The sequence below is a fragment of the Lapidilactobacillus dextrinicus DSM 20335 genome, from assembly GCF_001436095.1.
Taxonomy (GTDB): domain Bacteria; phylum Bacillota; class Bacilli; order Lactobacillales; family Lactobacillaceae; genus Lapidilactobacillus; species Lapidilactobacillus dextrinicus.
In genome coordinates, this window is record NZ_AYYK01000022.1 from 21,870 (window position 1) to 48,597 (window position 26,728).

A 26,728-nucleotide genomic window follows, 5' to 3' on the forward strand; every position below is an offset into this window, starting at 1 on the left:
GCAAAGAGGTTAGGCAACCCTAACCCCTTTGCAGATAATACCAGCATTACTTCGAATCTTTAGAGATTTGCTTTTCAAATGATGCAAGTTGAGTCTTGTAATCTGCAGGTTTAGTCTTACCAGTGTATGCATTATCAACTAATGGTGCTGCTAAGTTCCAGAACGTTGCCATTTGATTCATCTTAGGCATAACAACACTCAAATTAGCTTGTTTGATAACGGCTTTGGCAACAGGATCTGCTTTAACGACTTTATTCTTTTGAGCTTTTTTAGCAACTGGAATAGCATTAGTTCCCTTGTAAAGAGCTACTTGTGAAGACTTGTTAGACAAGTATTGTGCCAAGGTAGTTGCTGCTAATTGATTCTTTGATTTAGCGTTAACAGCTAATGTACCAACACCAGAGAAAGACTTCATTTGTTTGTCGCCTGATTCAAAGTTTAACTTAGGTAAGATTGTGACACCAAAGTTATCACCCAAAATCTTCTTAACACTTTGACCATCCCAAGGACCGTCAAGAATTGCTTGAGTCTTACCGTTTTCTAAATCACTTAACAATGCTGAACCTGATTGGCGAACACCTTTATTGTTCTTTTGAGCAGCTAACCAAGTCATAACTTCGACGCCTTTTTCGTTATTAACCTTGGTACCGTTTAATTTTTCACCTGATTTACCATATAAGTTAGTTCCGTTGGACAAGAATGCTGGATACCAGTTATAGGCATTGGTAAAGTCAGTACCGATAACACCTTTTGATGTCAAAGTAGACCATGAACTAACTTCATCAGCTGATAATTTAGATTTGTCATAGTAGATAATGTTTGATTGAACATCTTGTGGATAAGCTAGGTATTGCCCTTTCCAAGTAACGGCCTTACCAGCTAATTTAACATCATTTTTCTTAACCCATTTTGTTGCTGAAGGTGATAATGGGTTAATATAGCCTGCATTATACATTGCACCAAGTTGATCATTAGGTGCTTTAAAAACATCGGCTGCTTTTGAAGGATCTTTAGATAAGTCTGTTTTAGCTGAAGCTGAGCCTGAAGGACTAGTTGAAACTTTAACTTTGACTTTTGGATATTTTTTCTCGAATTGTTTAACTAATTTCTTATATGAAGGGACATTGTTTGTATCAACCCATAATGTGACATTACCTTTTGGTTTTGCTGTTGCTGCTGAAACACTTTGGCTATTGACAGATGCTACTGTTGCAAGTGCTAATGCAGAAGCACCAGCGACCATAATCTTTTTCCATGATTTCATTTTTAGTTCCTCCCAAATAAAATATGATTTCGCTTACAAGGGTCATTATCACAGCTTGCTCTTTTATAATCAAGACGATTTGCCTTGTTACCGATAACAGAAAAAGCGTTATTGCAAAGTTATTGATTATAAACGATAAACTGACCTTCAAAATGAATCCGCTTCAACTATTATTTTTAACAATTTAAATAAATCTGTTTTCAGTAAATGACAAATTTATTAACGGTGTTCACTAGTTCAATTAAAGATGTTGACTCACAAAAACAACACTCGCCCATGGACCTAATAGTAATTCTCGCTCTTTAAACTGCCAGTTTCCGGTTATTAATTGTGGCTGTTCGGTTAATTTATGGGGCAAAGTAACTGTTTGTTCTTGCTGAGAAAGATTGGTAATAACTAACGACGACTGATCTGTTGATTTTCGTTGATACATAATCACTGACGTTGGTGCATTTAATAGCTCAAAGTCGCCAATTGCAAAAGCTGGTTGCTGTTTAAGTCTCAATAACCGACGATAAAAATTCAAAATACTATCTTGATCGCTTTCTTGTTGAGCAACAGTAGTCGACGCAGGCGCCACTCTTAACCAAGGTTCATGAGTAGAAAAACCATTATTTGAACTTTGATCCCAACTCATTGCTTGGCGCGCAGCTGTTTTGTGAACTTGCGAAAGTGCTTTTAAGACAGCTTGTTTTTGACCTTCGGGCACTTGCTGTTCTAAGTCCGTTACGGTTTGATCTTGAAATGCAGAGAAACGCGTTAGTTCAGCGCTCTTAAGGCCTAACTCTTCACCGTAGTAAATAATGGGAATTCCTTTTTGTAAATACAACATGGTCGCTAGCGTCTTGAGACTCTCCGTTGGATATTGCGGATCACCGTAAGTCGTTGCCATTCTTGGTAAATCGTGATTGCTAAAATATAAGGTCGGCTGTGTTGTTTGTGCTAAAGTCGTTTGCCATTCAACAATAGAGACCGGTAAACTAGCAACGTCTAGTACTTCTGGTTGAGGTAATTGTAAAGTGGTTGATAAAGAAGTAGCTGTTTTTTTCTTTTTAGGTAAATTACGAAAGCTAACAATAGCATCGCATAAGGCTCTGCCATTGGTCTTGCGTGTGTACAACGCTGCTAAATTAGGATCAGCTGAAGCGCCCTCACCTAAAATAAACAAATCCGCATTAATCTTGCGTAGTTCATTAATAAATTCTTGTAAATACGTCACTACATTGGGCAAATTAGCAAACATCGGCTCTGCTACAACTGGTTGAGTTGAATCAGTTGGATAGTTTTGGCGTAAGTTACCTTTAGCAATATGAATAAAAGCATCAAGTCTTAAACCATCTATTCCCTTTTCAACCCAGAACTTAGCCACTTCAATCATTGCTTCACGTACTTCTGGATTACGCCAATTCAAATCCGGCATATGTTTATCAAAAAGGTGGAAATAGTATGCGCCTGGTTCAGTTGGATGTTCTTGCCAAACAGACCCGCCAAAAAATGAGCCCCAATTATTTGGTGGTAAACCATTATCAGTCTTCTGCCAAATATAATAATCACGAAACAAACTATTAGGACTCTTTAAAGCATCTTGAAACCAAGGATGCTGGTCAGAAGTATGATTTAAAACAAAATCCATTAATACATGCAATCCCAATTGGTGTGCTTTTTCGATTAACTCAGTCATGGTTGCCATATCGCCAAATTTCGGATCAATCGTATAATAATTCGAAACATCATAACCATTGTCGACTTGTGGTGAAGTTAAAACTGGGTTCAACCAAATTGTATTAACCCCTAACGACTTAATATAATCAAGGCGATTAATTAAACCGCGCAAGTCACCTAAACCATCATTATCACTATCCTGAAAACTTCGCGGGTATACCTGATAAATAATGGCATTATCATACCATTTCGTCATATCTAGTCCTCCTAATCCGAATAACATTTACTTATCTATCTTAGAAAACCCTTGCACAAACAACAAGTAATTCTCTCAATGTTATCGGTAACAGGTTTAATCTGACGACTAATCATGACTTTTCTTCATGACCTTTAAAAAAGCTAAGACAAAAGCTAGCTTAATCTTTTAAATAGACCAATGACGAATATTAGCTGTTAAACGCATTCTAAAAGTCAGATCATTCTGCTTAAAATGTAAAAAGCTAAATCCAAATTTGGATTTAGCTTTTTACGCTCTCGCTTATTTAAATTTTTAACTGCGATGATAATTACGAGTAGTCTGGCGCCGAATTAACTCTGGCGAAAACATCACTTCAACACGATTGTTACGATCAGGATCATGATCTTCGCTCATGGGCAAAGCTAGATTAATCTTTTGTAACAATAAGGCGGCAACTTTACTCCCCATGGTCATGACCGGCTGTTTGACCGTTGTTAACTTTGGGTCAGCAATTTGATCTAAAAAGACACCGTCAAACCCAATAATGCCAAATTCATCGGGAATATTGCCGTGCATATGTTGAATGCCGCGTTCAACCCCGATAGCTAAGCGATCACTTGAACAGACAAAACAAGTGTTGGGTTTAAATTCATGCCAGTGGTTTTCAACATAGTTCTGGGCTTCAGAAGAGTGATTGCCAAAACGAACGATTTGTGGGTTACGGCCATCTTTTTGCATGGTATCCATATAACCGCGTTCGCGCGAATATTCAAATGACTCTTTTAACTCAATACCAAAGAAGATAATTTGGTCATAACCATCATTAATTGCAGCACTAGTCGCCAAAAACGTACCATATTTGTTATCCGAATCGACATAATCATAATTATGTCGATTCTCACCAAAAAGAATCGTTGGTCGGTTCAATTGATTAAGCCAATCAAAGTCATCTCGCCGTGCACCAGTGATAATATAACCATCACAGTCACCAATATCGGCATTTTTTTGTGTAACTACTTGCAACGCATACTGATGTTCATTCAATGCCTGGGCAACGCCCATTAATAAAGTGGCGTAATAAGGTTCAACCGTATCAACTTTTTCCAGAATAATTAACTTAATAATACGAGTCGTATTAGCGGCCAACGCTTTTGCAGCAAAATTCGGCTGATAGTCTAATTCTTTCATGGCTTTGAAGACAAGTGCTTTCAATTCATCTGTCACTTGTTCAGGATGATTAATCACACGAGAAACTGTCATCTTCGAAACATTTGCAGCTTTTGCCACATCAGTTAAAGTTGCGATTGTACTCACCTACTTCTATGAATTACTCTCATTATATCCAGCTGGGATTTGATTAACAAGCCTAGGTCCAACTGATCCAATTAACCGATCAGTTTTGCCATCTACATTAAACTAGCCATCAATTAATTGATCTTGGGCATTAAAGTAATTCTGGTAGGCTGCATAACCAGCTATAATTGAGCCTAAGCTCGTCGTGGTCATTAACATGAAGGTCACCATAATTTGGTACTTAATCGCCCTAACAGGATCAACACCAGCAAAAATCAAACCAGACATCATACCGGGCAAACTAACAAGACCAACTGTTTTAGCAGAATCAATCGTTGGCTGCATCGCAGTTTTAATACTAGCCCGTAAAATAGGTAAAGAAGCTAACTTCTTATCTGCACCTAAGGCCAATTTTTCCAAAATCTGTTGATGCTGATCGTGAAATTGTTGATTCATGCTACGATAACACAAACCAATCCCCACCATTGAATTACTGGCAATCATGCCACTAATTGGAATAATCTGAGAGGGAACAAATTTAATGGCACCTGAGGCAATCAAAACGCCCATGGTGACGTAAGTACTGACAAAAATAGCAATTAATGAATCTAAATAACGTTTATGCTGATTCGGATTACGTTTATACGCATTCCAAGCGGCATTAAGGACAATGAAGAAACTCATCGCACTTGTTAAAACAACATTGTTAACGCGGAAAATATATTTTAATAAATAACCGACAATAATCAGTTGGATAACCGCCCGCGCAATACTATAAAAAATATCTTTGGTTAGATTTAATTTTTCCCGTTCACTAATGGCCACGCCGATTAATACCAGCGCAAAAGAAAACACCAATGATAAATTATTGACTGATAGCTGATTCATCGACAATCTTCCCTTCCTTAATCCAAATAACCTGTTGTGCCTGTGCCAAAATATCACTTTCATGAGTTACTAATAAAATAGTCACCCCGTCAGCATGAACCCGTTGAATTAATTTTTTAACAATGGCTTTACTGGCACTATCTAGCCCAACGGTTACTTCATCAAGTAATAAGACTTTAGGCAAGAAAATCAAATTACGAATCAAGGCTACCCGTTGCCGTTCACCGCCAGATAACTCCGTAATTTTCTTAGTTAAATATGATTCAGGTAGATCGACCAAATCTAACAAATGATCAACTTTAGCTTGTTCGAATGCTTTGCCGCGAACAAGAAACGGAAATGCCAAATTATCTTGAACAGTCTCGCCAAAGAGCGTTGGTTGTTGAAAACAATAGGAAACTTCTTTGCGATAATCTGTGGTTGGATAACTTGCTTGGGCCTGATTGTTAAATAAGATTTCCCCACTTGTCGGTGTTAACAGTGTCGCGATTAACTTTAATAGCGTACTTTTACCACCACCGGAAGGACCACTAATGGTTAAGTAATCACCTGAGTTAACTTGTAAATTAATACCATTGATAATTGGCTTCTCCTCGACAACAAAGTCAACCTGCCGCATTGTTAAAATTGACATATTTCGTCAGCTCCCAATAATTAAAATAGCTTATTTTTATGATACTAAGTTTTATAACAATTCTAATCTAGAATACTTTATCATGATTATAACAATTTTTACAATACCATCTGATTAATCAAAAATTATGTACCACTCAAAATTAATAACAAAAAACGGGCACATATTTCCTCCCGCTTTAAGTGACTACCATATGTGCATATATTGCTTCACTCGGTAAATGAGTGCGCGACCTAAAAATTCAAGGCTATTTTTAACCTATTTATTTTTGGGAACGTGATGTTCTAAATTATCTGCATCAATCTTTTCCATATCGCCAACATACTCTAAGGTAGTTGGGTTATTTAAGTAAACCACATCGAAATGAAAAGTTGTTCCACGTTGCCAACATTCCGTAACTAATAATCGTGCTGGTAAATCTAACCCTTCATTTAAGACCACACTTAATTGTGGTGCGGTAATCTTAATTTCGTCATCACAGCTTAACTGCACCAGATACTCATAAATCAAAACATCACGATGCCAAATTGAAACAGGAATTGAACTTTGTAAAGTTTCTGGCAATACTTGGGGTACTTTCTTTTGGATTTTAGGTAATAACGACCGCATTTGCCGATCAAGTTGTTTTTGATAATGAATTTGTCGTTGACGCAGCCATAAATGATGAACCGTAAAATAACAAACAATGGCTGCAATAATAACCAGAATAATTTGCCACCACATCAAGGACACCTCTTCTCAATCAGACTACCTTTAGTATACGGTGCTACACCCCTAAAAACTATTAAAAAGAATTAAGCTCGTTATCTTCAATGCCATTAGACAGGACTCGTTGCCGATTTAGTTAGTATACAATTCCTTGAAAATATGATAACATCAACATAACTGTTGTGTAATGCAACCAAATCGAGCGGAAAAATTAAACAAATAAAAGGAGTTTTTATATTGATTTTTAAAGTATTATATCAACCTGACAAAACACGTAATCCTCAACGAGAATTAACACAATCACTTTATTTAGAGGCTAACTCTGCTGTTGAAGCACGAGCTCTTGTTGAAGAGAATACGAACTATAACATCGAACTTATCCAAGAATTAACTGGTAATTTCTTGGAATTCGAACAAAAAGAGCCAAGTTTTAAGCTCACGGAGTTTAATTAATGAACAACAAACGGCCTAAGATTCAAAATAATGAAACGGCAGTCTATGCCATTGGCGGTTTGGGTGAAATTGGTAAAAATATGTACGGTGTTCAATTCCAAGATGAAATCATCATCATTGACGCCGGAATTAAATTTCCTGAAGATGAATTATTAGGTATTGACTACGTTATCTCTGATTATAGTTATATTGCAGATAACATTGATAAAGTCAAAGCACTGGTTATCACCCATGGCCATGAAGATCATATTGGCGGTATTCCATTCTTGCTTAAACAAATTCCTAATATTCCAGTTTATGCTGGTCCTTTGGCAATGGCTTTAATTAAAGGCAAGCTTGAAGAGCACGGTTTACTAAATAGTACAGAATTACACGCCATTAACGAAGATTCTGTCTTAAAATTCCCTAAAGTAAGTGTCACCTTTTTCAGAACTACCCACTCGATTCCTGACACACTTGGCATTGCTGTGCATACGCCTCAAGGTGTCATTGTTGAAACTGGTGACTTCAAGTTTGACCTAACGCCAGTTGGCGATCAACCAGCACCAAACTTACAACGTATGGCTAAACTTGGTGAAGAAGGCGTGCTCTTATTAATGTCTGATTCAACCAATGCCGAAGTACCAAACTTTACTAAGTCAGAACGCTTCGTTGGTAACTCTATTCGTCATATTTTCGAAGGTATTGAAGGGCGAATCATCTTCGCTTCTTTCGCTTCAAATATTTCACGTGTTGCCCAAGCTATCTCAGCTGCAATCGAACATCATCGTAAAGTTGCAGTCTTTGGTCGTAGCATGGAAACAGCTATCGTCAATGGCCAAGAGCTTGGCTATTTAAAGATTCCTGATGGCGTTCTAGTTGATGCCCATGAGATCAATTCATTGCCCGCTAATGAAGTTATGATTCTCTGTACCGGTTCACAAGGTGAGCCAATGGCTGCTTTAAGTCGTATTGCCAATGGTACTCACCGTCAGATTTCTATTAATCCTGGTGATACCGTGATCTTCTCTAGTAATCCTATTCCTGGTAATACGATCAGCGTTAATCATTTGATCAACCAACTCTCTGAAGCTGGTGCTAATGTTATTCACGGTAAAGTTAATAACATTCATACTTCTGGTCACGGTGGTCAGGAAGAACAAAAATTAATGCTTCGCTTAATCAAACCTAAATTCTTTATGCCAATTCATGGTGAATATCGTATGTTGAAGATTCATACTGAATTAGCTGAATTATGTGGCGTCCCTCAAAAGAATAGTTTTATTCTTGAAAATGGTGATGTGCTTGCACTCACTAAAGATCGTGCTCGTGTTGCCGGTCACTTCCCTGCTGATGACGTTTATGTCGATGGTAGTGGCATTGGTGATATTGGTAATGTGGTTTTACACGATCGCCACGTTCTCTCCGAAGAAGGATTAGTCGTTGTGGTTGCCACTATCGATTATCAGAAGAAATTAGTATTAGCTGGTCCTGATATTTTGTCACGCGGTTTTGTTTACATGCGTGAATCAGGTCCATTAATTGAGACAGCACAAAAGCGCATCTATGGTTTAATTCGTAAGATGTTCGCTGAAGAAGAAAAAGTAACTGAATCAATGTTACGCGATGCTATTATTGATTCCTTACAAAACTTCTTGTTTGAACGAACAGAACGACACCCATTGATTCTACCAATGCTTATCTCAACTTCTAATTAAAAATTAGCTTATCAGGCAGTCAACCCAGATCAGGTTTGACTGCCTGATTTTTTTGATTGAAAAAGCCAACTGTTTTAGTACCGTTAATTGATAACTTATTTGCTAATACGACTTTTAATAAAAAATGTTATAATAGTTTTTTACCATCCATCATTGCGGAGGGATTTTTTTGCCCAATTTTTCAATTATTATTAATCTAAAAGCCGGTTCTGGTGCTGCCGCACAAGCTTGGCCACTCTTAAAAACAGAATTAGATCATCAACGGATTGATTACACACCTTACTTCACAGAATATTCTGGTCACGCCATTGAACTAGCTAAAAAAATTGGCGACACCGCAGACGATGATTTTATCGTGGTAATCGTTGTTGGTGGTGATGGTACTGTCAACCAAGTTTTAAATGGTTTAGAACAGTCCGCACATCCGGAAACACCCATTGCTTATTTCCCGGCCGGTTCTGGTAACGACTTTGCCCGTAGTCTTCAGTTAACCAAAAACGCCCCTACTTTTGTTGAAAACCTCCAAAAAATTCATCGTAGTACCAGTTTGAATGTTTTTAAAATCAAATTAGGCGACCGAGCTGATCAAGCGTACCAACAACAAAAATATCTAATTAACAACTTTGGGGTTGGCTTTGATGCTCATGTCGTTCACATGACTGAACATTCACCTTTGAAGGCGAAGTTAAATCGGCTGCATCTTGGCAAATTTGCCTATGTCATTAATTTGATTGCTGTTTTCAAAGACCAACAAACTTACGATCTTAAAATCATCGGTGAGCAAGTTGAAGAATTTAAACAGGCTTACTTAGTCACTTTGACCAACATTCCATACTTCGGTGGTGGTGTTAACATTATGCCTACTGCTGATCCTCATCTTCACGACTTAAACTTAGTTGTCATTGAAAAACCAAGTTTACCGAAGCTGTTGCAATTATTTATCCGTATTCTAACCACGGGTAGTCATCTTAAAGATCCAGCTGTTCACGTCTTTAAAGGTGACCAGCTTAAATATGAAATAACACCGAAACAATTCGGCCAAATGGACGGCGAAGACATGGGCGCACATCAATTTATTGTTGAAGCTAGCAATGCCAGTCACCCATTTTGGATTTAAAAAACGTCTGTTAACCCAAGTTGATAACTTGTGGATTAACAGACGTTTTTTTGTTAGTTTAATCTCTTACTTATATCGACAACTATAAGGCTAAAAAGCCATCGTGCTCTAGTTCTCGTAATTGTTGCGTCAACATTTTTTGAGTAACTTGGGGAATGCGGTGTTTTAGCTCGCCGGAACGAAGTGGCCCTTGCCCTAAATGACATAAAATAATCGGCTTCCATTTACCACCGATTACTTCAAGGGTTGCTTCCACACCCAATTGATAAATTTTTTTCGTCATTAAAACTCACTCCTGCTCCATTTAGTACTTTTTAGTGCCTATCGCACTTTAGAGTGCATACTTACTTTTTGTTGGTATATCATTTATACCCATTTACGTCGACAAAATCAATACTACTAAATCTAATCACTAAGGAGTGTCATTAATGAAGAACTATCAATTTTTAACACCACTTGAATTTCCTAATGGGGTCACACTAAAGAATTGAATTGTGATGTCACCAATGACAACAATGTCGAGTTTTTATAATGGGATGGTCTCTAATGATGAACTGGATTATTACCAAGCCCGCGCCGGTGGTCCCGGAATGATTATCACTGCCGTTGCCAATGTCTCAGATAACGGTAAAGGTTTCGAAGGTGAATTATCTGCTGCTAGTGATGATATGATTCCTGGATTAACTAAATTAGCCGCTACCATTAAACAAGACAGTGCCAAAGCTATTTTACAAATTTTCCACGCGGGTCGTAAATCTAATCATCAAGTTTTACGCGGTGAATAGCCAGTTAGTGCCAGCGCAATTGCTGCAGTTTACCGTTTACCCACCAAATTCTGAAACACCACGTGCATTAACTGAAGTTGAGATTCAACAAATTATTCAAGATTTCGCTGCAGCTACTAAACGTGCCATCTTGGCTGGATTTGATGGTATCGAGCTTCATGGTGCTAACACCTATTTGTTACAACAATTTTTCTCTGCAAATTCTAATCAACAAACTGATCAATGGGGCGGTTCTTTAGAGAAGCGTATGACCTTTCCTTTAGCTGTCATTAATGCAGTTAAAGCAACAATTAAAGAAAATGCATCTGACCAGTTTATTTTAGGTTACCGTATTTCGCCTGAAGAAATCGAAACACCGGGTATTCGTTTAGCTGATTCATTAACTTTTGCCCAAACGATTAAACCTTTGATTAGTTATCTACATTTATCAATGGGTAGCTATCAAAGAACCTCACTAAATAATCAGGACGATAAAACACCATTATTAAACCAATTTGCAGATGTTACCAATCATGAATTACCATTAATTGGCATTGGGTTCGTTGAAACGCCTACCGATGCGGAAAATGTTTTGGCCGGTGGTGCCGATTTAGTTGCCATTGGTCGTGAACTTTTACGTGAACCGCAATGGGTTCAAAAAATTCTTAGTGACGATGAAGCTAGTCTTCGTTTCAAAATGAGTCCTAATGAAATGGACGAATTAGCAATTCCACGTGTCATGCAAGTTTACTTGCGCGAATCATTTGCTAAGGTCATGCACTTTACGACTGATAAAACTGCAGGTGAAAGTTATCAAAATCAAGTTGCCCCAATGGAGGGATTTGAGAAAAAATTATAAGCTAACAGCACAACACTTTCAATTTTCAATAATAAGGCAAACAGGTCGCAACTTTAAAAAGTCGCGACCTGTTTTTTGTATTGAACTAATTAATTGCGCCATTTGGTGTTATTCCATCCATGCCAATCATCGGATCGATTGTTCCTGAAGCAATTAATTGAGCTGTTAAGCGATAATCACTGGGCTCATTAACTGTTGATTCACCCTTGTTTACTTCTTGAGCAGTAAGGTCAGTTTTAGCCACATTATTTTCTGAACTTGTTTCAGTATCAGAAGCAACTTCTTCAGGCTGTAATAACTTTTTAATCCGCATAGCTAATGTTGTCCGGCGTTCTTCGCCCTCAGACATAATGGCTTTTACAAAAGCTTCTTTTTGGCCCACCATCACGAGTTTATCCTTGGCGCGGGTAATTGCCGTATAAAGTAATTTTCGTTGCAGCATACGACGATTTTGCATGGTTAACGGTAAAATAACGAGTTGATACTCACTACCTTGTGATTTATGAATGGACACACAATAAGCCAGACTTAAATTACGCCAATCTGCTTGGGTCAATTCAACTTCTTGTCCAGAAAAATCAACAAACAATTTAGCCTGATGATCGTTTTTCTTTCCAGCAACTTCAATGCCGGTAATACGCCCAATATCGCCATTATAAATACCGCGCTGACCATCATTTTGTAATTGAATTACCTTGTCACCAATCCGATATTTAACATCGCCAAAGACCACTTCTTTAGTTTGAGGGGTTTTTTTAGGATTAACTAGTGCTTGAACATCATTATTCAATACGTCAATTCCGGCAACACCCCGATACATTGGCGCTAGAATCTGAGTCTCTTCTAATGAAAAACCGCGGGCCGTTGACTTAGCCACAACTTGTTCAATAATATGAGCGACTTGCCCCGGTAAACAAGTAATAAATGAGCGATCTGGTAAATTAGCCGTTAAATTATCTGGAACATGCCCTTGATTAATTTCTTGTGCTAAAGAAACAATTGTTGAATCCGCAGATTGCCGATAAATCTTGGTGAGCTTCGTTGTTGGAATGCAACCACTGGCAATTAAATCGGCAAAAACACGCCCTGGTCCTACCGAGGGCAATTGATCTTGGTCACCAACTAATAAGACTTGCATTCCTTCAGGAACTGACTGAACTAATGTTTGAAATAGTTGTTGATCAACCATCGACATCTCATCAATAATTAATAAACGCCCATTAATTTCTTGTGCTTGGTCTAAGTAATGGGGATCATCAACAGCGGTTAACCCTAGTAAACGATGAATGGTTTGTGCAGGCAGGCCAATGGTTTCACTTAACCGCTTGGCTGCTCGACCAGTTGGTGCAGCTAACTGAATTGGAAAAGTTCCATCTTCGTAATCTTTCGGATCTAAACTCAAATGATGTTGCTTTGCAAACAGAACCACAACCGCATTCAAAATTGTTGTTTTTCCTGTTCCTGGACCACCGGTTAAAATACTTAATGGATTATTTAATCCCATCTTAATAGCATCAATTTGATGTTGGTCATAAGTAACTTTTAACCACCGAGATAAAGCCTTTAACTCTTTAGCAAACGACTTTTCAGACCATGGTTTAACTTTGGCCGTCGTTAATTTTTCTAAACGGTTGGCAATATCAAATTCACTTTGAAAACTGGCGCGCAAATAGATTCGTTTGCTCTCAACAATAATGCCACCTTGACTAGCTAGTGAGACTAATTCTTCCGCAATTTGTTGATCAGTTGGGACTTGGCCACGATTAGATTGCAACAATTGCAATGCACCCTCTAAAACCGTTTCTGGATCTGAATAAGTATTCCCATTGATAGCTTGATCATTACGCAAAAATTGAATCAGCGCAGCTTCAATTCGCACCGGTGCATCAGCCGCAATTCCTAATTGCTCGGCGACTTGGTCAGCCCGTTTAAAGCCAATTCCCTGAATATCGTAAACAAGTTGATACGGATTCTTTTTAAGAATTTCCAACGCTTCTGTATGATACTTCGAAATGATCTGATCAATTAAACGAGGGCCAAAGCCAAACTCACCTAAACTAATCATCAATTGTTCCGTACCATGTGACTGTTTTAGCTGTTGAATAATAGCCTCTTGTTGTGTCTTTTTAATACCAACCGTGGCTAATTTATCTGGATTGGCTAACAATTGATCAATCGCACTAATCCCTAGACTATCAACAATCTTTTTAGCTGTGGCTTTACCAATTCCCTTAAATTGAGAACCTGAAAAGTAATTAATCAAACTAGCCTCAGTATCTGGACGCACTAAGGCGTAACTCTCCGCCTGAAACTGTTGGCCATATTTAGGATGTTCAACAATTAAACCTGTGAATTGATACTTTTCTTCTAGATTAAGGTCACCAAAACTGCCGGTTACGATCATCATTTCATCGTTCCAGTCAAAATTCTTTTTAGTTACTTTAACCGAAATTATTTTAAACAGACTGGTTGGATTTTCGAACAAAACGCCGTCGATAAATCCTTCTAACTCTGCATTGGTTGAGATTGTCTTCATGATTACTCCGCTAAAATCAATTTAACTGCATCGCCGTACTTCTTCGGTGCCACCTTAGCTGCCTGTTGTAGTAGTTGCGTTCCAGCTTCTAATTGCTGCGTGTTTAATAACACCGCACCCGCTGTAAAAGCTATATCTGGATTGTCAGGTTCTAATTTAAGTGCCTGTTGTGCATAAGGCAAAGCTTGCGTCCACAATTGTTGCTTGGCAAAAATTTGGGCCAATAAGAGATTTTCAGTAAAACCAGCGTTCTTATCTTCAACTGCTGTTAAAGCAAAAACTGTGGCACGAGGTAAATCAGCTTGTTCAAAATAAATGACCGCTAACATATAACTGGCTTCACGGGCATATTCTGAATGCAAAATAGTCGTTAACAAGGCAATCGCTTGATCGTTTTGTTGGAGCTGATGAGCGATAATTGCACGATTATAAGTAATATCAGCCCGATCTGGCGCTAAAACTGCTGCCCGTTGTAATAATTGTCGTGCTTGGGTTAGATCCGTAACTTGAATTAACATTGTCGCCAGTTGAACTAATAAATCAACATTATTGGGATCGGCATTTAAAAGCTGGGTTAATTTAACAATAGCTGTTTCTCGTTGACCTTGAGCAAATAAGTCTTGTACTTCCTGATTCATTTTGATCTCCCTACTGCATTAAATCGTATCTGTTTTACCAAGTTTCTTCCCTAAATATGACGTCTCATTCCAAAGTACTTTTTCGAAATGTTGACCATGATCTTTCGTCTGTACGATCGTCAAACTCGTATTGGTTAACCCACCCTGTTTACGTAAATCCGGTAATGGTGTCTCTAACAGTGATTGGATTAATGCCGTCAACGCTGCACCGTGACTAACGATCAAAATATTATCGTCATCGTTAGGAAAACGCCGAGCAATATCTAAAATAATTTTGCGCATTCGCATAATTAATTGGGTAAAAGTTTCGGCATGAACCCGATTATGTTCAAATTGGTCAGGATGATGACGAAAATCATCAACTGCTTCAGGATACTTAGCTTCAACTTCTTTAAACGTCTTACCTTCCATAATACCTAAATTAAATTCTCTTAATCGTGGCTCAATATGGATGGGAATATCTTGATTTAAGTTTTCACTTAAAAAAACAGCTGTTGTTTGAGCGCGTAATAGTGGACTTGTATAAATAGCCCGGAACTTAACGCGATGTGCCAATAAAAATTGTGCCAAACTATGAAAATCATGATAGCTATCTGGTAACAACGGTGAATCACCGCCTGCACCTTGATAACGGCCCTCTAAATTCCATTCTGTTTTACCATGTCGTACAAAGAAGAATTTCGTCATATACCCATCCTCAAATTTATGTATTAAAACGTGCGCAAAGCAACTGTCGGTAAGTTGTTTAAGGGAAAATCTTGCCGCATTAATACACGTCAATCTTTCACCTTAAACAAATACCAGCAACCCGTTGCTTTCGCACTGTATTGAAAAAGAGCGGTAACAGAATTGAAGACGCGGATTTGTCTTCAAAGACAACATGTCGCGCTTCAAAAGGTAGTCACTACCTTCTGTCACAGCTCTCATTTATTCGCTATACATATTGTAAAGCTTTTGTATGGTCATAAGCAACATCAATCACGCCGCCGCCTAAACACTCAGGACCGTCATAGAAAACAACGGCCTGACCAGGTGTAATTGCGCGAACAGGCTCATCAAAAACTACCGTTGCACTAGTACCATCATCATTCATCTTAACTGTCACACCAGTATCAGCTTGACGATAACGGAACTTAGCTGTGCAATGGAATTCCTGAGCTGGTGCAGCACCAGTAATAAAGGAAATATTTGAAGCCTCAAGACTAGTTGCATAGAGCAATGGATTGTTAAACCCTTGATCTACAATTAAAGTATTTGTTGACATATCCTTACCAACAACAAACCAAGGCTCACTAGAATCACTGCTACCACCAATGCCCAAGCCAGAACGCTGACCAATTGTATAATACATTAAACCATCATGCTGACCTTTTAACTCGCCAGCAGGTGTGCGCATCTCGCCAGATTGTGCTGGTAAGAACTCTTTTAAGAACTTCTTGAAGTCACGCTCGCCAATGAAGCAAACACCTGTTGAATCGCGCTTAGTAGCTGTTGCTAAACCTGCCTTAGCTGCAATTGCGCGAACTTCAGGCTTGCGTAAGCCACCAAGTGGGAACATAACTTTTTGTAATTGATCTTGTGATAAGGTATTTAAGAAATAAGTTTGATCCTTATTATCATCTGCTGCCCGAATTAAGTGAACAGTGCCATCTGCATCATGATCAAGTTGTGCATAATGTCCCATGGCAATATAATCAGCATTCATTTTTATCGCATAATCAATAAAGGACTTAAACTTAATTTCCTTGTTACACATCACATCAGGATTAGGTGTACGGTTATGACGATACTCGTCTAAGAAGTACTCAAAGACCCGATCCCAGTATTCCTTTTCAAAATCGATTGAATAATAAGGAATACCAATCTGATCAGCAACTCGAGCCACATCTTCATAATCTTCTGTTGCCGTGCAGACACCAGAATCAGTTGTGTCGTCCCAGTTCTTCATAAAGACACCAATCACGTCATAGCCTTGCTGCTTTAATAACAATGCGGCTACTGATGAATCAACGCCGCCACTCATGCCCACAACAACGCGGGTCTTAGAATTATCCATGATTCTATTCGCTCCTATTCTGGAGCAACAATTAAAATATCGCGCTCCATTAAATTCTCAATTTGATAGTTAAATTGTTCCACAACGTTAGCTGTTTTTTCATCTTTAAAAATATTAACAGCCTTCATCCCACTAGGATCAGTAACAGACATCTTTAAAGTATCGAGTTCTGCCCCAATCGTAATTTTTAATTTATTGCCAACTGCATATGGTGAATCACCACTTAAAGGCCGATCTAATTGAAAGCTACCCCGATTAGTTTTAACAAAACCTGTATCGCGTAGTGCATATTTTTTAATTTGAGGGCTGATTTTGAAGATTCGTTCATCGCCCAAAACTTTTGCTTCATCTTTTGCCATTAAAAATCCCTCTTTTTCAACTTGATATTAAATACTAAGGACATTATAACAAAGAATGAAACATGCAAGCAATTTCTCTAAAAAGCACTACCAGCCACTTGTCTGAAAAGTAACTAGGTCTTTAGTAATACTAGTTTAAATAATCTTGAGTAACTTCAGTAATTGCTTGAGCCAATAAATGAACACTTTCTTCAGTGTTTTGATCGCCAAAAGATACTCGCAATGACTCACTAATTTGTGGTGCATCCTGATCACCAGTAATGGCCGTCAAAACATGAGAAGGTTCTAAGCTGCCCGCTGTACAAGCAGAGCCCGCAGAAACAGCAAACCCCTTCAAGTCCAAGTTCATTAAGGCTAAGGTAGATGGCAATCCCTTAATCCAAATATTCAATACGTGAGGTAAAGCCTGATCCGGTTGTGGACCATTAATTGCAAAGTCAACTTTGTTAGTCTTTAAATCAGCAATTAAAATTGCTTTTAAACTTTGTAGCTTTTCTCGTTTAGCTTTTTTATTCGCAGGTGTTAAATCCTTAACCGCTTGTGCTAGGCCAATAATACTAGGAATATTTTCCGTGCCAGCACGGCGTAGATGTTCCTGTTCACCACCATGCATAAATGGTTCCAGATTAACTTTTTCGTTCATATATAAAAAGCCAATTCCCTTAGGACCGTGTAACTTATGACCAGAGATCGATAATAAGTCGACGCCCATTTGTTGAACATCAATATCCAAAATCCCATAAGCCTGAACGGCATCCGTATGGAAAATAGCCTGATGATTTTTTAAGACAGCGCCGATTTCAGCAATCGGTTCAATGGCCCCAATCTCATTATTACCCGTCATAATCGAAACTAAAATCGTATCAGGTCGTAAAGCAGCCTTAACTTGCCCAGCAGTAACTAAACCATGTTCATCAACCGGTAAGTACGTAATGTCATAACCAAGCTTTTCCAAAAAACTCATGGTTTTTAAAACAGCTGGATGTTCAATTTGCGTGGTGATAATATGTTTACCATGTTCTCGATAGGACACCGCCGTACCTGAAATCGCAGTATTATCACCTTCAGTGCCACCACTGGTGAAAATAATCTCGTCTGTCTTGGCATGAATGCTGTTAGCAATCACTTGACGGCTCTGATCAAGTAGATGATGGCTTTGACGACCAAAATAATGCGTGCTTGATGCATTACCAAAATCATCAGCTAATGCTTGACTCATTGCCGTCACAACGGTTGGACTCATCGGGGTTGTCGCAGCATTGTCAAAATAATAATGAGTCACTTTTACTCGTTCCTTTCTAAATTAGCAATATTGGGAATTGCCTTTAATAATAATTGAGCTGCATTCTTACCAGCTTGTTTAACGAATTCGTCAAAACTAACCGTTGCATCAGCGTCACCATTGTCACTAATAGCGCGAATAATAAGGAATGGTTTATTAAAGTTACCGGCAATTTGTGCAACTGCAGCACCTTCCATTTCAATAGCAGCTACATCTGCAAAATTACCCTTAATTGCCGCAACATGATCGGCGCTGGCTACAAATTGATCACCAGTAACAATTAAACCAGTTGTTGCAGGTAAATTAAGTTCTTGTGCTGTTTGTTCAACAACGTTTAACAAGTTTTGGTTGGACTTAAAGAATAAGTCTTGGCCTGGCAATTGACCTACTACATAATCGCCGCCATTTGTCACATCAACATCGTGATAGGCTAATTGTTGGCCTAAGACCAACTCACCAATCGATAATCCTTGTGCCACTCCAGCAGCAGATCCTGTATTAATTAACGCATCAACGTGGAAATGATCGAATAACACCGTTGCTGTCATCGCTGCTTGAACTTTACCAATTCCTGATTGAGCTAAAACTAATTCAGTTTCTCGATAAGTACCAACCGTAAATTCAGCGCCACCAATTGTTTCAGTTGTAAGGGCTGATAACTTTTCCCGATATAAAATAATTTCTTCTACCATTGGTACAATAATTCCGATTTTCACTTAAAATACCCCATTTTCAATTGACTAGTTTGCAAACATTTCATTAAACAAAGAATAAAACTAAATAAACAATTACGATTAAAATAGCGACAATACTAATTGCCCAATTAAGTCGCCGACGCATATTAGGATGAATTGTTTTAGCATCCTTGAATTGTTGTTCCTTTGCTTGTTGACGTGCTACTCGCGACATCGAAGCCGTTGCTTCTGATGTTTCTGACCCTGCTACTTTATCCAAATCAGCCATAAAACGGCTACCACTATGGGCAGCTGTTTGGTTGGTCTTTGATTGGTTAGTAAAGCGCTGGCGTAATCGTTGGAAAAAGCCAGCTGATTGCTTTTCACTATGCTTCATGTTGATCCTCTTTATCTGGCAATTGTTCCCAATATTTAACCGCTAATAAGGTTTTAGCATCAATAAAGTCTGATTGTTGCAATAATGTTTGAATTTGTTTAAGGGTTAAAACCTTAACCTCTAAAAATTCATCTGGATCTAATGAACGTTTTTGAGGCAATTCATGTAAGTCCGTTGCTAAATATAGATGCATCTTTTCCGTTGCAAAACCAGGAGAAGAATAAAACCGACTTAATAAACGCCATGAATCAGCAGCATAACCAATTTCTTCATTTAATTCACGCTTAGCAACTGCCAATGGATCTGTTTCGTTGGGATCAATTTTACCAGCAGGAATTTCAACCGTCTCATGGTTTAAAGGTGCTCGCCATTGTCGCACAAAAAACGCATGGTCTTGATCTAATAATGCCAACACAGCAACAGCACCATGATGTTTAATAATGTCACGGTATGCTGACTTGCCATTAGGCAACGTTACCGTTTGTTGATGAACATCCAAAATATGCCCTTGGTAAATCAACTCATCATTAACGACAGTCTCTTTAAAATCATTCATGAAATCACTCTTTCCACAATGTTACTATGATACCTTATCTGTTTCACACTGTAAATTATTTTAGCTTACTTTTTGTACATATAACTAATTCTGATGATTGTTTAACTAAATAACAACATTATACATTGAATAATATCATTAAAACATGGCACCACAGGCCGAAATCAACCTAACTTGCCAAAGCATGAGATTAAAATCAACCCTTAGCCTTATTCAGCTTTATTTCAGATATGCTAGAATTTGAATAGAAAGTTGTGATGGAGGTCTATCATGAACAAAAAAAATCTACTTAAATTGTTATACCTAATTGTTTTCTTCGTTACCGTTGGCTCAATTGTCCTTTTTGTTGTCTCAAGTGGGACTAATGTCTTTAGTGGTCTTTTAACGATTGGTTTGGTTGCTTTAGCAGCGTTAATCATCATCAAAGCCATCAAGCAACAAACTGATAAAAATTGGTTTTTAAAATTATGTGCCGGACTTTTTTACTTCTTAACTGCAGGAACTGTGCTCGGCGCCTTACTATCATTTGTTGACCACGGCGTTGATCAAGACGGTTCGATTGCTTTAGGAATGTGTGCGGTATTCTTTGCTGGTATCAGCTACTTATTTGTTGGCATCAAAACCAATCGCACTACTAAAAACGAATCTTTTGATCAGCCAATTAGTGAAAAGATGTTAAGCCACTATCAAGAAACTGGTTTAAGTGATACTGATATTAATGTCTTCCGCGAAACGATGGCAGATGCTAAACAACAAATTATTGAATTACAAGCAACAATGACTGCTGTTCCTAAATTACGTGCCATTAATTTGAACCATGATACTTTAGAAGTTAGTAAAGCTATGTTTGCCGCTTTAGTCAGAGAACCACAACGTTTACAGGAAGCCGCTGATTTTTTGTATAAGCATTTACCAAACAGCGTGCAAATTGCTAAAAAATATCAGGAAATTAGTCGTCACGAAATCAAAACTGCTGATACTTACGCCGTTCTTGATCGTAGTGTTGAAGTGCTCGCTAATCTAAGCGAACAAATGAAAAAAGACTACACCAACTTTGTTGCTGATGATATTTCTGAACTTTCCTCAACCTTGGATTCAGTTAACAACCCGCGCCAACAACCTGATTTTAGCAGCAATAGTGAAAGCTCAATCGCACAAATGCAAGATCAATTAAGCCAAATCCAAAAAGATTATTTAGATAAACAAGCCGCAACTAAAGCAGCTGATAATCAATCCGCTCCACAAACTAATAAAGATGGTGATGTTACCCATGACTGAAAAGAACAACGATCAAAATAACTTATATGATGACTTATTATCGACGCCATTTGCTGATGACCAGTTGACAAAAGCAACACCTCAGGCCCCAAGCGTCGATCATGCCCTTGAGAAACTCTCACCAGATCAACGCAAACAAGCTGAAGCATTAGCTGAACAAATTGATACTAAAAATCAAACGGCAGTTTTAAATTATGGTGCTAACGCCCAGAAGAAACTGTCTGAGTTCTCCCAACAAATGTTAAATCAAGTTCAAAGCCAACAAACTGGTGAAATTGGTGGCGCCTTAACTGATTTAATGTATCGTCTAAACGAGGCCAATCCTTCAGAATTACAAGCTGAAGATAACAATGTTTTTCGCAAGTTATTTGGTAAAGTTAAGCGTTCCGTTTACGAGATTACAGCCAAGTATCAAAAAATTGGCGCACAAATCGACACCATCGGTACCAAATTAGAGCATCAAAAAAATGAATTGCTCGTCGATAATAAAATGTTAGATGGTCTTTACGAACAAAATAAAGATTACTTTGATGCCTTAAATGTTTACATTGCTGCTGGTAAAGTTAAATTGCAAGATTTACAAGAAAATCAAATTCCGCAACTACTTGCAGCTGCAGAGCAATCCGGTGACCAAATGCAAGTTCAAGAAGCCAATGATCTTAAACAGTTTGCTGACCGCCTAGAAAAACGGACTCACGACTTAGAATTAGCACGCCAAATTACGATTCAACAAGCACCACAAATTCGTTTAATCCAAGGCACAAACCAAGCACTTGCCGAAAAAATTCAAGCGTCAATCAACACAGCAATTCCATTATGGAAGAATCAAGTTGCGATTGCGTTAACCTTATTACGGCAAAAAGATGCGGTTACTGCTCAACGCCAAGTTTCACAAACAACTAACGACTTATTGACGAAAAATTCAGAAATGCTGAAAATTTCCGCTATCGAAACAGCTAAAGAAAACGAACGAGGTGTCGTTGATATCGAAACCTTACAAAAAACGCAAAATGATCTCATAGAGACACTCCAAGAAACATTGAAGATTCAGCAAGAAGGTCATACTAAACGACAACATGCTGAAGTCGAGTTACAAAAGATGGAAGACGAATTAAAGAATCACCTATTGGCATATAGCCACGGTTCAACCAGTGACGGCTCACCTTATCGAAAAGACGTCACAGATTCCAAATAAGCTTTATCATAAAAAGATCCTGATCACCTAGAAGCGATAACTTCTAAGTGATCAGGATCTTTTTTTATAGCTTAACTAACGACTAAAAATTAATACTCATCATTTGAATCGGATTCTTTTATTTCGTCTTCTAGAATTTCAACATTAACAGCTTGCGGGCCGTTTTCACCCTGAACAATTTGAAATTCAACTGGTTGCCCTGGTGTTAGTGTTTTAAAGCCACTACCTTTAATTGCTGAAAAGAAAACAAATGTATCAGGCAAACCCGGCGAGCTAATGAAGCCGAAACCTTTTTGCTCATCGAAGGAACGAACTTTACCTTGAATCATGGCTAAGCCTCCTATCAAAAGTTTACTTGTTTGTATCAAAACCTTCTTCAATAACTTCTGGAAATTCTTGACGAACAATGGCGGCACAACTTGCGCATAAATTAGGCAAATCAGTGTCACTACCAACATCCGTCAAAGTCTTCCGGCAACGATCACAAACTTCACCTGGTGCATGTTCAACCTTAATTGCAAAATCATTGAACTTAGTTGTATCTGCTGGCACTTGATCATCACTAATCGTTAACTTAGAAACGATCAATAATTGTGCTAAATTAGCATCTAACATTGATAAGATATTTTTCAACTCTGTATTTGGATAGATAGTAATAGCAGCTTCCAATGATTTACCGATGATTTTTTCATTACGCGCTTCTTCAAGTGCACGGTGAACATCATCACGGAATTTCATGAAGTTAGACCATTGAACCAACAATGTATCCTGACTAACTAATTTCTTAACTTCTGGCATTTCTGCTAATTGCACATAATCTTCTGGTTCAGATAGATATGACCAAACTTCTTCAGCTGTATGTGGCAAAATTGGCGTTAAGAGCTTAGTTAAGTCAACTAAGCACTCATAGATCACTGTCTGCATAGAACGACGCTCAGGGTCGTTTTCAGCGTCAATATAGACAACGTCTTTGGCTACATCTAGATAGAAGGCTGATAAATCATTTACCAAGAAACTATTGATTAATTTATAAACCGTTGCAAAATCATATTCGTCATAAGCAGCATACACTTTAGTCATGACTTCATTTAATCGAGCCAGCATGTATTGATCAACTTCGCGTAAATCCTCATAAGCGACTTTGTTTTGGTTAAGATCAAAATCTGTCACATTGGCTAACATGAAACGCATTGTATTACGGATCTTACGATAAGATTCAGATACTTGACGCATAACATCCATTGAGACAGCCACATCAGAACTTGTATCAACAGAAGCTACCCATAAACGAATGATTTCAGCACCCATTTGTTTGAAGATATCATTAGGGTCAATGACATTTCCTAATGACTTACTCATCTTATGACCCTTAGCATCTAACGTGAAGCCTTGTGATAAGACTTGTCGATAAGGTGCTTGGCCAGTAACAGCGACACTTGTAATAATACTTGAATTAAACCAGCCACGATATTGATCAGAGCCCTCAAGATACAAGTCAGCTGGGAAACTTAAATCATCGCGTTGTGCCATAACTGATTGATGAGAAGAACCTGAGTCAAACCAAACATCCAAGATATCTTTTTCTTTAGTAAATTCACCATTAGGACTGCCTGGATGAGTGAATCCTTCCGGTAACAACTCTTTGGCTGTCTTTTCATACCAAACAATTGAACCATGCTCAGCAAATAAATCTGCCACATGATTAATCGTTTCTGGTGTAATAATGGCGGTTCCATCTTCAGCATAGAAGATTGGCAATGGCAAACCCCAAGCCCGTTGACGAGAAATAACCCAATCGCCACGATCACGAATCATATTATAAAGACGTGTTTTACCCCATTCAGGGAAGAACTTAACGCCGTTAATTTGTTCTAGAATTTGATCACGGAAAGCATCAATTGAAGCAAACCATTGGGTCGTTGCTCGATAAATAACTGGTTTCTTAGTTCGCCAATCATGAGGATAACTATGGGTAAAGAAACTTAATTTAAGAAGTGAACCATTTTCTTCTAAGGCATCAGTTACCATCTTATTAGCATCATCATAAAAGACACCCTCAAAACCAGGTGCATTCTCGTTCATGTAGCCTTGAGCATCAACCACTGAATAAATAGGTAAATGATACTTCATCCCAACGTTGAAGTCATCAGCACCATGGCCAGGAGCAGTATGAACTAAGCCGGTACCATCATCTAAAGTAACATGATCGCCAAGAATAACTAATGATTCCCGATCATATAATGGATGTTTAGCCGTAATCAATTCTAAATCTTTACCAGAAACATGTTTTACAACTTGGTAATCTTCAAAACCAATAGCTGCAGTAGCTTCAGCTAAACGTTCAGTAGCAATGACATATTTTTGACCATTTGCTTCAATGACACTGTAATCAAAGCGTGGGTTAACGGAAATTGCCAAGTTAGCTGGAATTGTCCAAGGTGTTGTAGTCCAGATGATTAAAGATGTATCTGCATCGAGCACACCCTTGCCATCAATGACTTTAAAAGCAACAAAAATTGAAGGTGATTTAACATCATGATATTCAATTTCAGCTTCGGCTAAAGTTGACTCAGAAGATGGTGACCAATAAACAGGCTTCTTACCTTTATAGATATAACCTTTTTCAGCCATCTTACCAAAAATTCGCACTTCTTCAGCTTCGAATTCTGGTTGTAAGGTGATATAAGGATGGTCCCAATCGGCAGAGATACCTAAACGTTTAAAACCAGCTTTTTGCTTCTCCACTTCGCCCATAGCATAATCAAAACATAATTTACGATATTCAATTGGATCCATTGTCTTACGGTCAATACCTTGTTTAGCCAATTGTTGTTCGATTGGTAGACCGTGAGTATCCCAACCAGGTACGTAAGGTGCACGGAAGCCATGCATTGACTTGTAACGTACAATAATATCCTTACTAACCTTATTCATAGCATGGCCTAAATGGATATTACCATTGGCAAATGGTGGGCCATCATGCAACATAAAGGTTGGCTTACCTTCATTTAATTTTTGTCGTTGTTCGTAAAGTTGATTTTCTTCCCAATCAGCTTGCCATTCTGGTTCACGCTTAGGCAAACTACCGCGCATTGGAAACTTGGTTTTGCCAAGATGCAACGTATCTTTTACTCTCATCAATTTTCCTCCTCAAAATCATAACAAATTATATTAATTAAAGTACAAAAAAATCGCCCTATCTAATATAGGACGAGATTCCCGTGGTACCACCTAAATTGAAAGGATAAACCTTTCCACTCATTACTAGTTATTCGATTGTTGCCCAAGTTGATGCACGATGAATTGACATATCGACCTCACACCGTCGTCGACTCGCTAAAATGTTTAATTTCATCGCTTAGACTTGAACATCATTTAATAATTTATATTTTACTTGTCTTGATCGGGAAAAACAATAGTAACGCCATCCGCTTCATTATCAGCTGGTGCTTCCTGTTGTTCTTCTGGTTGATCATCGCGAGTCCGATGTTGGAAAACTGGTTGGTCGTCATTATCGTCAGTAACTTCATCTACTGGCGCTACGACATCATTTACCTCTTCCACATGCTCTGCAACGACTGTATCTACAACTTCTTGATTGTCAGTTTGAACGTCTGCGTTATTACCATTATCAGTAAAACGAGCATCTGCAGGATCAACGACAGCCTGATTCAATAATGTTTCCCATTCAGGTGCATTAACCATTGCCAATTGTGATTCCAACAGAACTTGAAGTTTTTGATGGAACACACGAGTACTCTTACGTAATTCTTCAGCTTCAACTGTTAATTGACGAGAACGATCTGTTGCGTCAGTTAAAATTTGATTAGAACGGTTAGTTGCATCACGAACCAAAGTATCAGCTTTCTTTTGTGCTTCTGCTTTAGTTAATTCAGCTTCTTGATGTGCATTAGCTTTAACGCGTTCGCCAGCATCTTGCGCAACAATAATTGATTGATTTAAAGCATCCTTCAAATCTGTAAAGTAGCTAACACGTTCCTGACTTTCTTTTAATGATTGTTCAAGTTGTTGATTTCTCAATAACAAATCATTGTAATCAGCTGCGACTTGGTCAAGAAAATCTTGAACTTGATCAACATCATAGCCACGGAAGTGTGTTTCGAATTTTTGATTTTGAATATCATTTGGTGTAACTGCCATTCTAAAATCTCCTTATCAA

Annotated in this window: 23 protein-coding genes and 2 pseudogenes; 6 read left to right on the forward strand and 19 right to left on the reverse strand. The window is 38.2% G+C overall.

Annotation, left to right across the window (positions count from 1 at the left end; all coding sequences use genetic code 11):
- Nucleotides 1-46: 46 nt before the first annotated feature.
- The 6 genes from FC84_RS07860 to FC84_RS07885 form a co-directional block, all read right to left on the reverse strand.
- Nucleotides 47-1,264, reverse strand: coding sequence for an extracellular solute-binding protein (locus tag FC84_RS07860; RefSeq protein ID WP_057757507.1), 1,218 nt, complete (start codon nucleotides 1,262-1,264; stop codon nucleotides 47-49).
- A 241-nt stretch (nucleotides 1,265-1,505) separates the two neighbouring features.
- Nucleotides 1,506-3,182 (reverse strand): alpha-glucosidase, encoded by a 1,677-nt coding sequence (locus tag FC84_RS07865; protein ID WP_057757509.1) that lies wholly within the window; start codon nucleotides 3,180-3,182, stop codon nucleotides 1,506-1,508.
- A gap of 294 nt (nucleotides 3,183-3,476) precedes the next feature.
- Entirely contained in the window at nucleotides 3,477-4,469 is a 993-nt protein-coding gene (locus FC84_RS07870; protein ID WP_057757697.1) for a LacI family DNA-binding transcriptional regulator, read from the reverse strand.
- Nucleotides 4,470-4,580: 111 nt separating this feature from the next.
- Complete coding sequence (locus tag FC84_RS07875; RefSeq protein WP_057757511.1) at nucleotides 4,581-5,345, reverse strand: ABC transporter permease; 765 nt, start codon at nucleotides 5,343-5,345, stop codon at nucleotides 4,581-4,583.
- On the reverse strand, nucleotides 5,323-5,979 hold the full coding sequence (locus FC84_RS07880; RefSeq protein WP_057757513.1) for an ABC transporter ATP-binding protein: 657 nt from the start codon (nucleotides 5,977-5,979) through the stop codon (nucleotides 5,323-5,325). The genes FC84_RS07875 and FC84_RS07880 overlap by 23 nt, the downstream gene beginning before the upstream one ends.
- 258 nt (nucleotides 5,980-6,237) lie before the next feature.
- Nucleotides 6,238-6,702, reverse strand: a complete 465-nt coding sequence (locus FC84_RS07885; RefSeq protein ID WP_057757515.1) for a hypothetical protein — start codon at nucleotides 6,700-6,702, stop codon at nucleotides 6,238-6,240.
- Nucleotides 6,703-6,924: 222 nt separating this feature from the next.
- Here FC84_RS07885 and FC84_RS07890 point away from each other — a divergent pair, with 222 nt between their 5' ends.
- The 3 genes from FC84_RS07890 to FC84_RS07900 all read left to right on the forward strand — a co-directional run bounded on the left by FC84_RS07890 (nucleotide 6,925) and on the right by FC84_RS07900 (nucleotide 9,954).
- Nucleotides 6,925-7,140, forward strand: coding sequence for a DNA-directed RNA polymerase subunit epsilon (locus FC84_RS07890; RefSeq protein ID WP_057757517.1), 216 nt, complete (start codon nucleotides 6,925-6,927; stop codon nucleotides 7,138-7,140).
- Nucleotides 7,140-8,837 carry a ribonuclease J1 gene (rnjA, locus tag FC84_RS07895; RefSeq protein WP_057757519.1) on the forward strand — a complete coding sequence of 566 codons (1,698 nt, stop codon included), beginning with the start codon at nucleotides 7,140-7,142 and terminating at the stop codon, nucleotides 8,835-8,837. Before FC84_RS07890 ends, rnjA begins: the two co-directional genes overlap by 1 nt.
- A gap of 169 nt (nucleotides 8,838-9,006) precedes the next feature.
- Nucleotides 9,007-9,954, forward strand: coding sequence for a diacylglycerol/lipid kinase family protein (locus tag FC84_RS07900; RefSeq protein WP_057757521.1), 948 nt, complete (start codon nucleotides 9,007-9,009; stop codon nucleotides 9,952-9,954).
- Between the two features lie 100 nt (nucleotides 9,955-10,054).
- Here the strand turns inward: FC84_RS07900 and FC84_RS07905 are convergent.
- Nucleotides 10,055-10,237, reverse strand: a pseudogene (locus tag FC84_RS07905) (winged helix-turn-helix transcriptional regulator); the annotation flags it as partial.
- A 208-nt stretch (nucleotides 10,238-10,445) separates the two neighbouring features.
- Between FC84_RS07905 and FC84_RS07910 the strand changes: the two are divergent.
- Nucleotides 10,446-11,577: pseudogene (locus FC84_RS07910) on the forward strand (NADH-dependent flavin oxidoreductase).
- An 85-nt stretch (nucleotides 11,578-11,662) separates the two neighbouring features.
- On the opposite strand, the gene recD2 reads toward FC84_RS07910, so the two are convergent.
- From recD2 to FC84_RS07955, 9 genes are all read right to left on the reverse strand, one after another.
- On the reverse strand, nucleotides 11,663-14,113 hold the full coding sequence (gene recD2, locus FC84_RS07915; protein ID WP_057757523.1) for an SF1B family DNA helicase RecD2: 2,451 nt from the start codon (nucleotides 14,111-14,113) through the stop codon (nucleotides 11,663-11,665).
- A gap of 2 nt (nucleotides 14,114-14,115) precedes the next feature.
- Nucleotides 14,116-14,751, reverse strand: a complete 636-nt coding sequence (locus FC84_RS07920; RefSeq protein ID WP_057757525.1) for a tetratricopeptide repeat protein — start codon at nucleotides 14,749-14,751, stop codon at nucleotides 14,116-14,118.
- An 18-nt stretch (nucleotides 14,752-14,769) separates the two neighbouring features.
- Complete coding sequence (locus FC84_RS07925) at nucleotides 14,770-15,438, reverse strand: histidine phosphatase family protein (RefSeq protein WP_057757526.1); 669 nt, start codon at nucleotides 15,436-15,438, stop codon at nucleotides 14,770-14,772.
- Between the two features lie 247 nt (nucleotides 15,439-15,685).
- The gene (gene mnmA / locus FC84_RS07930; protein ID WP_057757528.1) at nucleotides 15,686-16,807 is read right to left on the reverse strand and encodes a tRNA 2-thiouridine(34) synthase MnmA; all 1,122 of its coding nucleotides are present in this window, start codon (nucleotides 16,805-16,807) and stop codon (nucleotides 15,686-15,688) included.
- A gap of 14 nt (nucleotides 16,808-16,821) precedes the next feature.
- Nucleotides 16,822-17,166: a DUF1831 domain-containing protein gene (locus FC84_RS07935; protein WP_057757530.1), complete on the reverse strand. Its 345-nt coding sequence runs from the start codon at nucleotides 17,164-17,166 to the stop codon at nucleotides 16,822-16,824.
- 130 nt (nucleotides 17,167-17,296) lie between these two features.
- Complete coding sequence (locus FC84_RS07940; protein ID WP_057757532.1) at nucleotides 17,297-18,448, reverse strand: cysteine desulfurase family protein; 1,152 nt, start codon at nucleotides 18,446-18,448, stop codon at nucleotides 17,297-17,299.
- A 2-nt stretch (nucleotides 18,449-18,450) separates the two neighbouring features.
- Entirely contained in the window at nucleotides 18,451-19,164 is a 714-nt protein-coding gene (locus FC84_RS07945) for a 5'-methylthioadenosine/adenosylhomocysteine nucleosidase (protein ID WP_057757534.1), read from the reverse strand.
- A 43-nt stretch (nucleotides 19,165-19,207) separates the two neighbouring features.
- Complete coding sequence (locus FC84_RS07950) at nucleotides 19,208-19,519, reverse strand: hypothetical protein (RefSeq protein ID WP_057757536.1); 312 nt, start codon at nucleotides 19,517-19,519, stop codon at nucleotides 19,208-19,210.
- Nucleotides 19,509-20,075 (reverse strand): NUDIX hydrolase, encoded by a 567-nt coding sequence (locus FC84_RS07955; RefSeq protein ID WP_057757538.1) that lies wholly within the window; start codon nucleotides 20,073-20,075, stop codon nucleotides 19,509-19,511. Before FC84_RS07955 ends, FC84_RS07950 begins: the two co-directional genes overlap by 11 nt.
- A gap of 270 nt (nucleotides 20,076-20,345) precedes the next feature.
- Here FC84_RS07955 and FC84_RS07960 point away from each other — a divergent pair, with 270 nt between their 5' ends.
- Both FC84_RS07960 and FC84_RS07965 read left to right on the forward strand, forming a co-directional pair.
- On the forward strand, nucleotides 20,346-21,353 hold the full coding sequence (locus FC84_RS07960; protein WP_057757540.1) for a 5-bromo-4-chloroindolyl phosphate hydrolysis family protein: 1,008 nt from the start codon (nucleotides 20,346-20,348) through the stop codon (nucleotides 21,351-21,353).
- A complete protein-coding gene (locus tag FC84_RS07965; RefSeq protein WP_057757541.1) occupies nucleotides 21,346-22,548 on the forward strand; it encodes a toxic anion resistance protein in 1,203 nt (400 codons plus the stop codon). Before FC84_RS07960 ends, FC84_RS07965 begins: the two co-directional genes overlap by 8 nt.
- Before the next feature lie 89 nt (nucleotides 22,549-22,637).
- Here the strand turns inward: FC84_RS07965 and FC84_RS07970 are convergent, their stop codons facing one another.
- The 3 genes from FC84_RS07970 to FC84_RS07980 all read right to left on the reverse strand — a co-directional run bounded on the left by FC84_RS07970 (nucleotide 22,638) and on the right by FC84_RS07980 (nucleotide 26,709).
- On the reverse strand, nucleotides 22,638-22,874 hold the full coding sequence (locus FC84_RS07970) for a cold-shock protein (RefSeq protein WP_151425898.1): 237 nt from the start codon (nucleotides 22,872-22,874) through the stop codon (nucleotides 22,638-22,640).
- Between the two features lie 25 nt (nucleotides 22,875-22,899).
- On the reverse strand, nucleotides 22,900-25,686 hold the full coding sequence (gene ileS / locus FC84_RS07975) for an isoleucine--tRNA ligase (protein ID WP_057757545.1): 2,787 nt from the start codon (nucleotides 25,684-25,686) through the stop codon (nucleotides 22,900-22,902).
- A 252-nt stretch (nucleotides 25,687-25,938) separates the two neighbouring features.
- Nucleotides 25,939-26,709, reverse strand: coding sequence for a DivIVA domain-containing protein (locus tag FC84_RS07980; protein WP_057757547.1), 771 nt, complete (start codon nucleotides 26,707-26,709; stop codon nucleotides 25,939-25,941).
- Nucleotides 26,710-26,728: the final 19 nt, after the last annotated feature.

Bases quoted from the DNA above. Each gene is read 5' to 3' on its own strand.
- FC84_RS07935 (WP_057757530.1), bottom strand. From the start codon at position 17,166: ATGGCAAAAGATGAAGCAAAAGTTTTGGGCGATGAACGAATCTTCAAA.
- ileS (WP_057757545.1), bottom strand. From the start codon at position 25,686: ATGAGAGTAAAAGATACGTTGCATCTTGGCAAAACCAAGTTTCCAATG.
- FC84_RS07960 (WP_057757540.1), top strand. From the start codon at position 20,346: ATGAACAAAAAAAATCTACTTAAATTGTTATACCTAATTGTTTTCTTC.
- FC84_RS07860 (WP_057757507.1), bottom strand. From the start codon at position 1,264: ATGAAATCATGGAAAAAGATTATGGTCGCTGGTGCTTCTGCATTAGCA.
- recD2 (WP_057757523.1), bottom strand. From the start codon at position 14,113: ATGAAGACAATCTCAACCAATGCAGAGTTAGAAGGATTTATCGACGGC.
- FC84_RS07955 (WP_057757538.1), bottom strand. From the start codon at position 20,075: ATGAATGATTTTAAAGAGACTGTCGTTAATGATGAGTTGATTTACCAA.
- FC84_RS07865 (WP_057757509.1), bottom strand. From the start codon at position 3,182: ATGACGAAATGGTATGATAATGCCATTATTTATCAGGTATACCCGCGA.
- rnjA (WP_057757519.1), top strand. From the start codon at position 7,140: ATGAACAACAAACGGCCTAAGATTCAAAATAATGAAACGGCAGTCTAT.
- FC84_RS07885 (WP_057757515.1), bottom strand. From the start codon at position 6,702: ATGTGGTGGCAAATTATTCTGGTTATTATTGCAGCCATTGTTTGTTAT.
- FC84_RS07925 (WP_057757526.1), bottom strand. From the start codon at position 15,438: ATGACGAAATTCTTCTTTGTACGACATGGTAAAACAGAATGGAATTTA.
- FC84_RS07965 (WP_057757541.1), top strand. From the start codon at position 21,346: ATGACTGAAAAGAACAACGATCAAAATAACTTATATGATGACTTATTA.
- FC84_RS07980 (WP_057757547.1), bottom strand. From the start codon at position 26,709: ATGGCAGTTACACCAAATGATATTCAAAATCAAAAATTCGAAACACAC.
- FC84_RS07880 (WP_057757513.1), bottom strand. From the start codon at position 5,979: ATGTCAATTTTAACAATGCGGCAGGTTGACTTTGTTGTCGAGGAGAAG.
- mnmA (WP_057757528.1), bottom strand. From the start codon at position 16,807: ATGGATAATTCTAAGACCCGCGTTGTTGTGGGCATGAGTGGCGGCGTT.
- FC84_RS07950 (WP_057757536.1), bottom strand. From the start codon at position 19,519: ATGAAGCATAGTGAAAAGCAATCAGCTGGCTTTTTCCAACGATTACGC.
- FC84_RS07920 (WP_057757525.1), bottom strand. From the start codon at position 14,751: ATGAATCAGGAAGTACAAGACTTATTTGCTCAAGGTCAACGAGAAACA.
- FC84_RS07875 (WP_057757511.1), bottom strand. From the start codon at position 5,345: ATGAATCAGCTATCAGTCAATAATTTATCATTGGTGTTTTCTTTTGCG.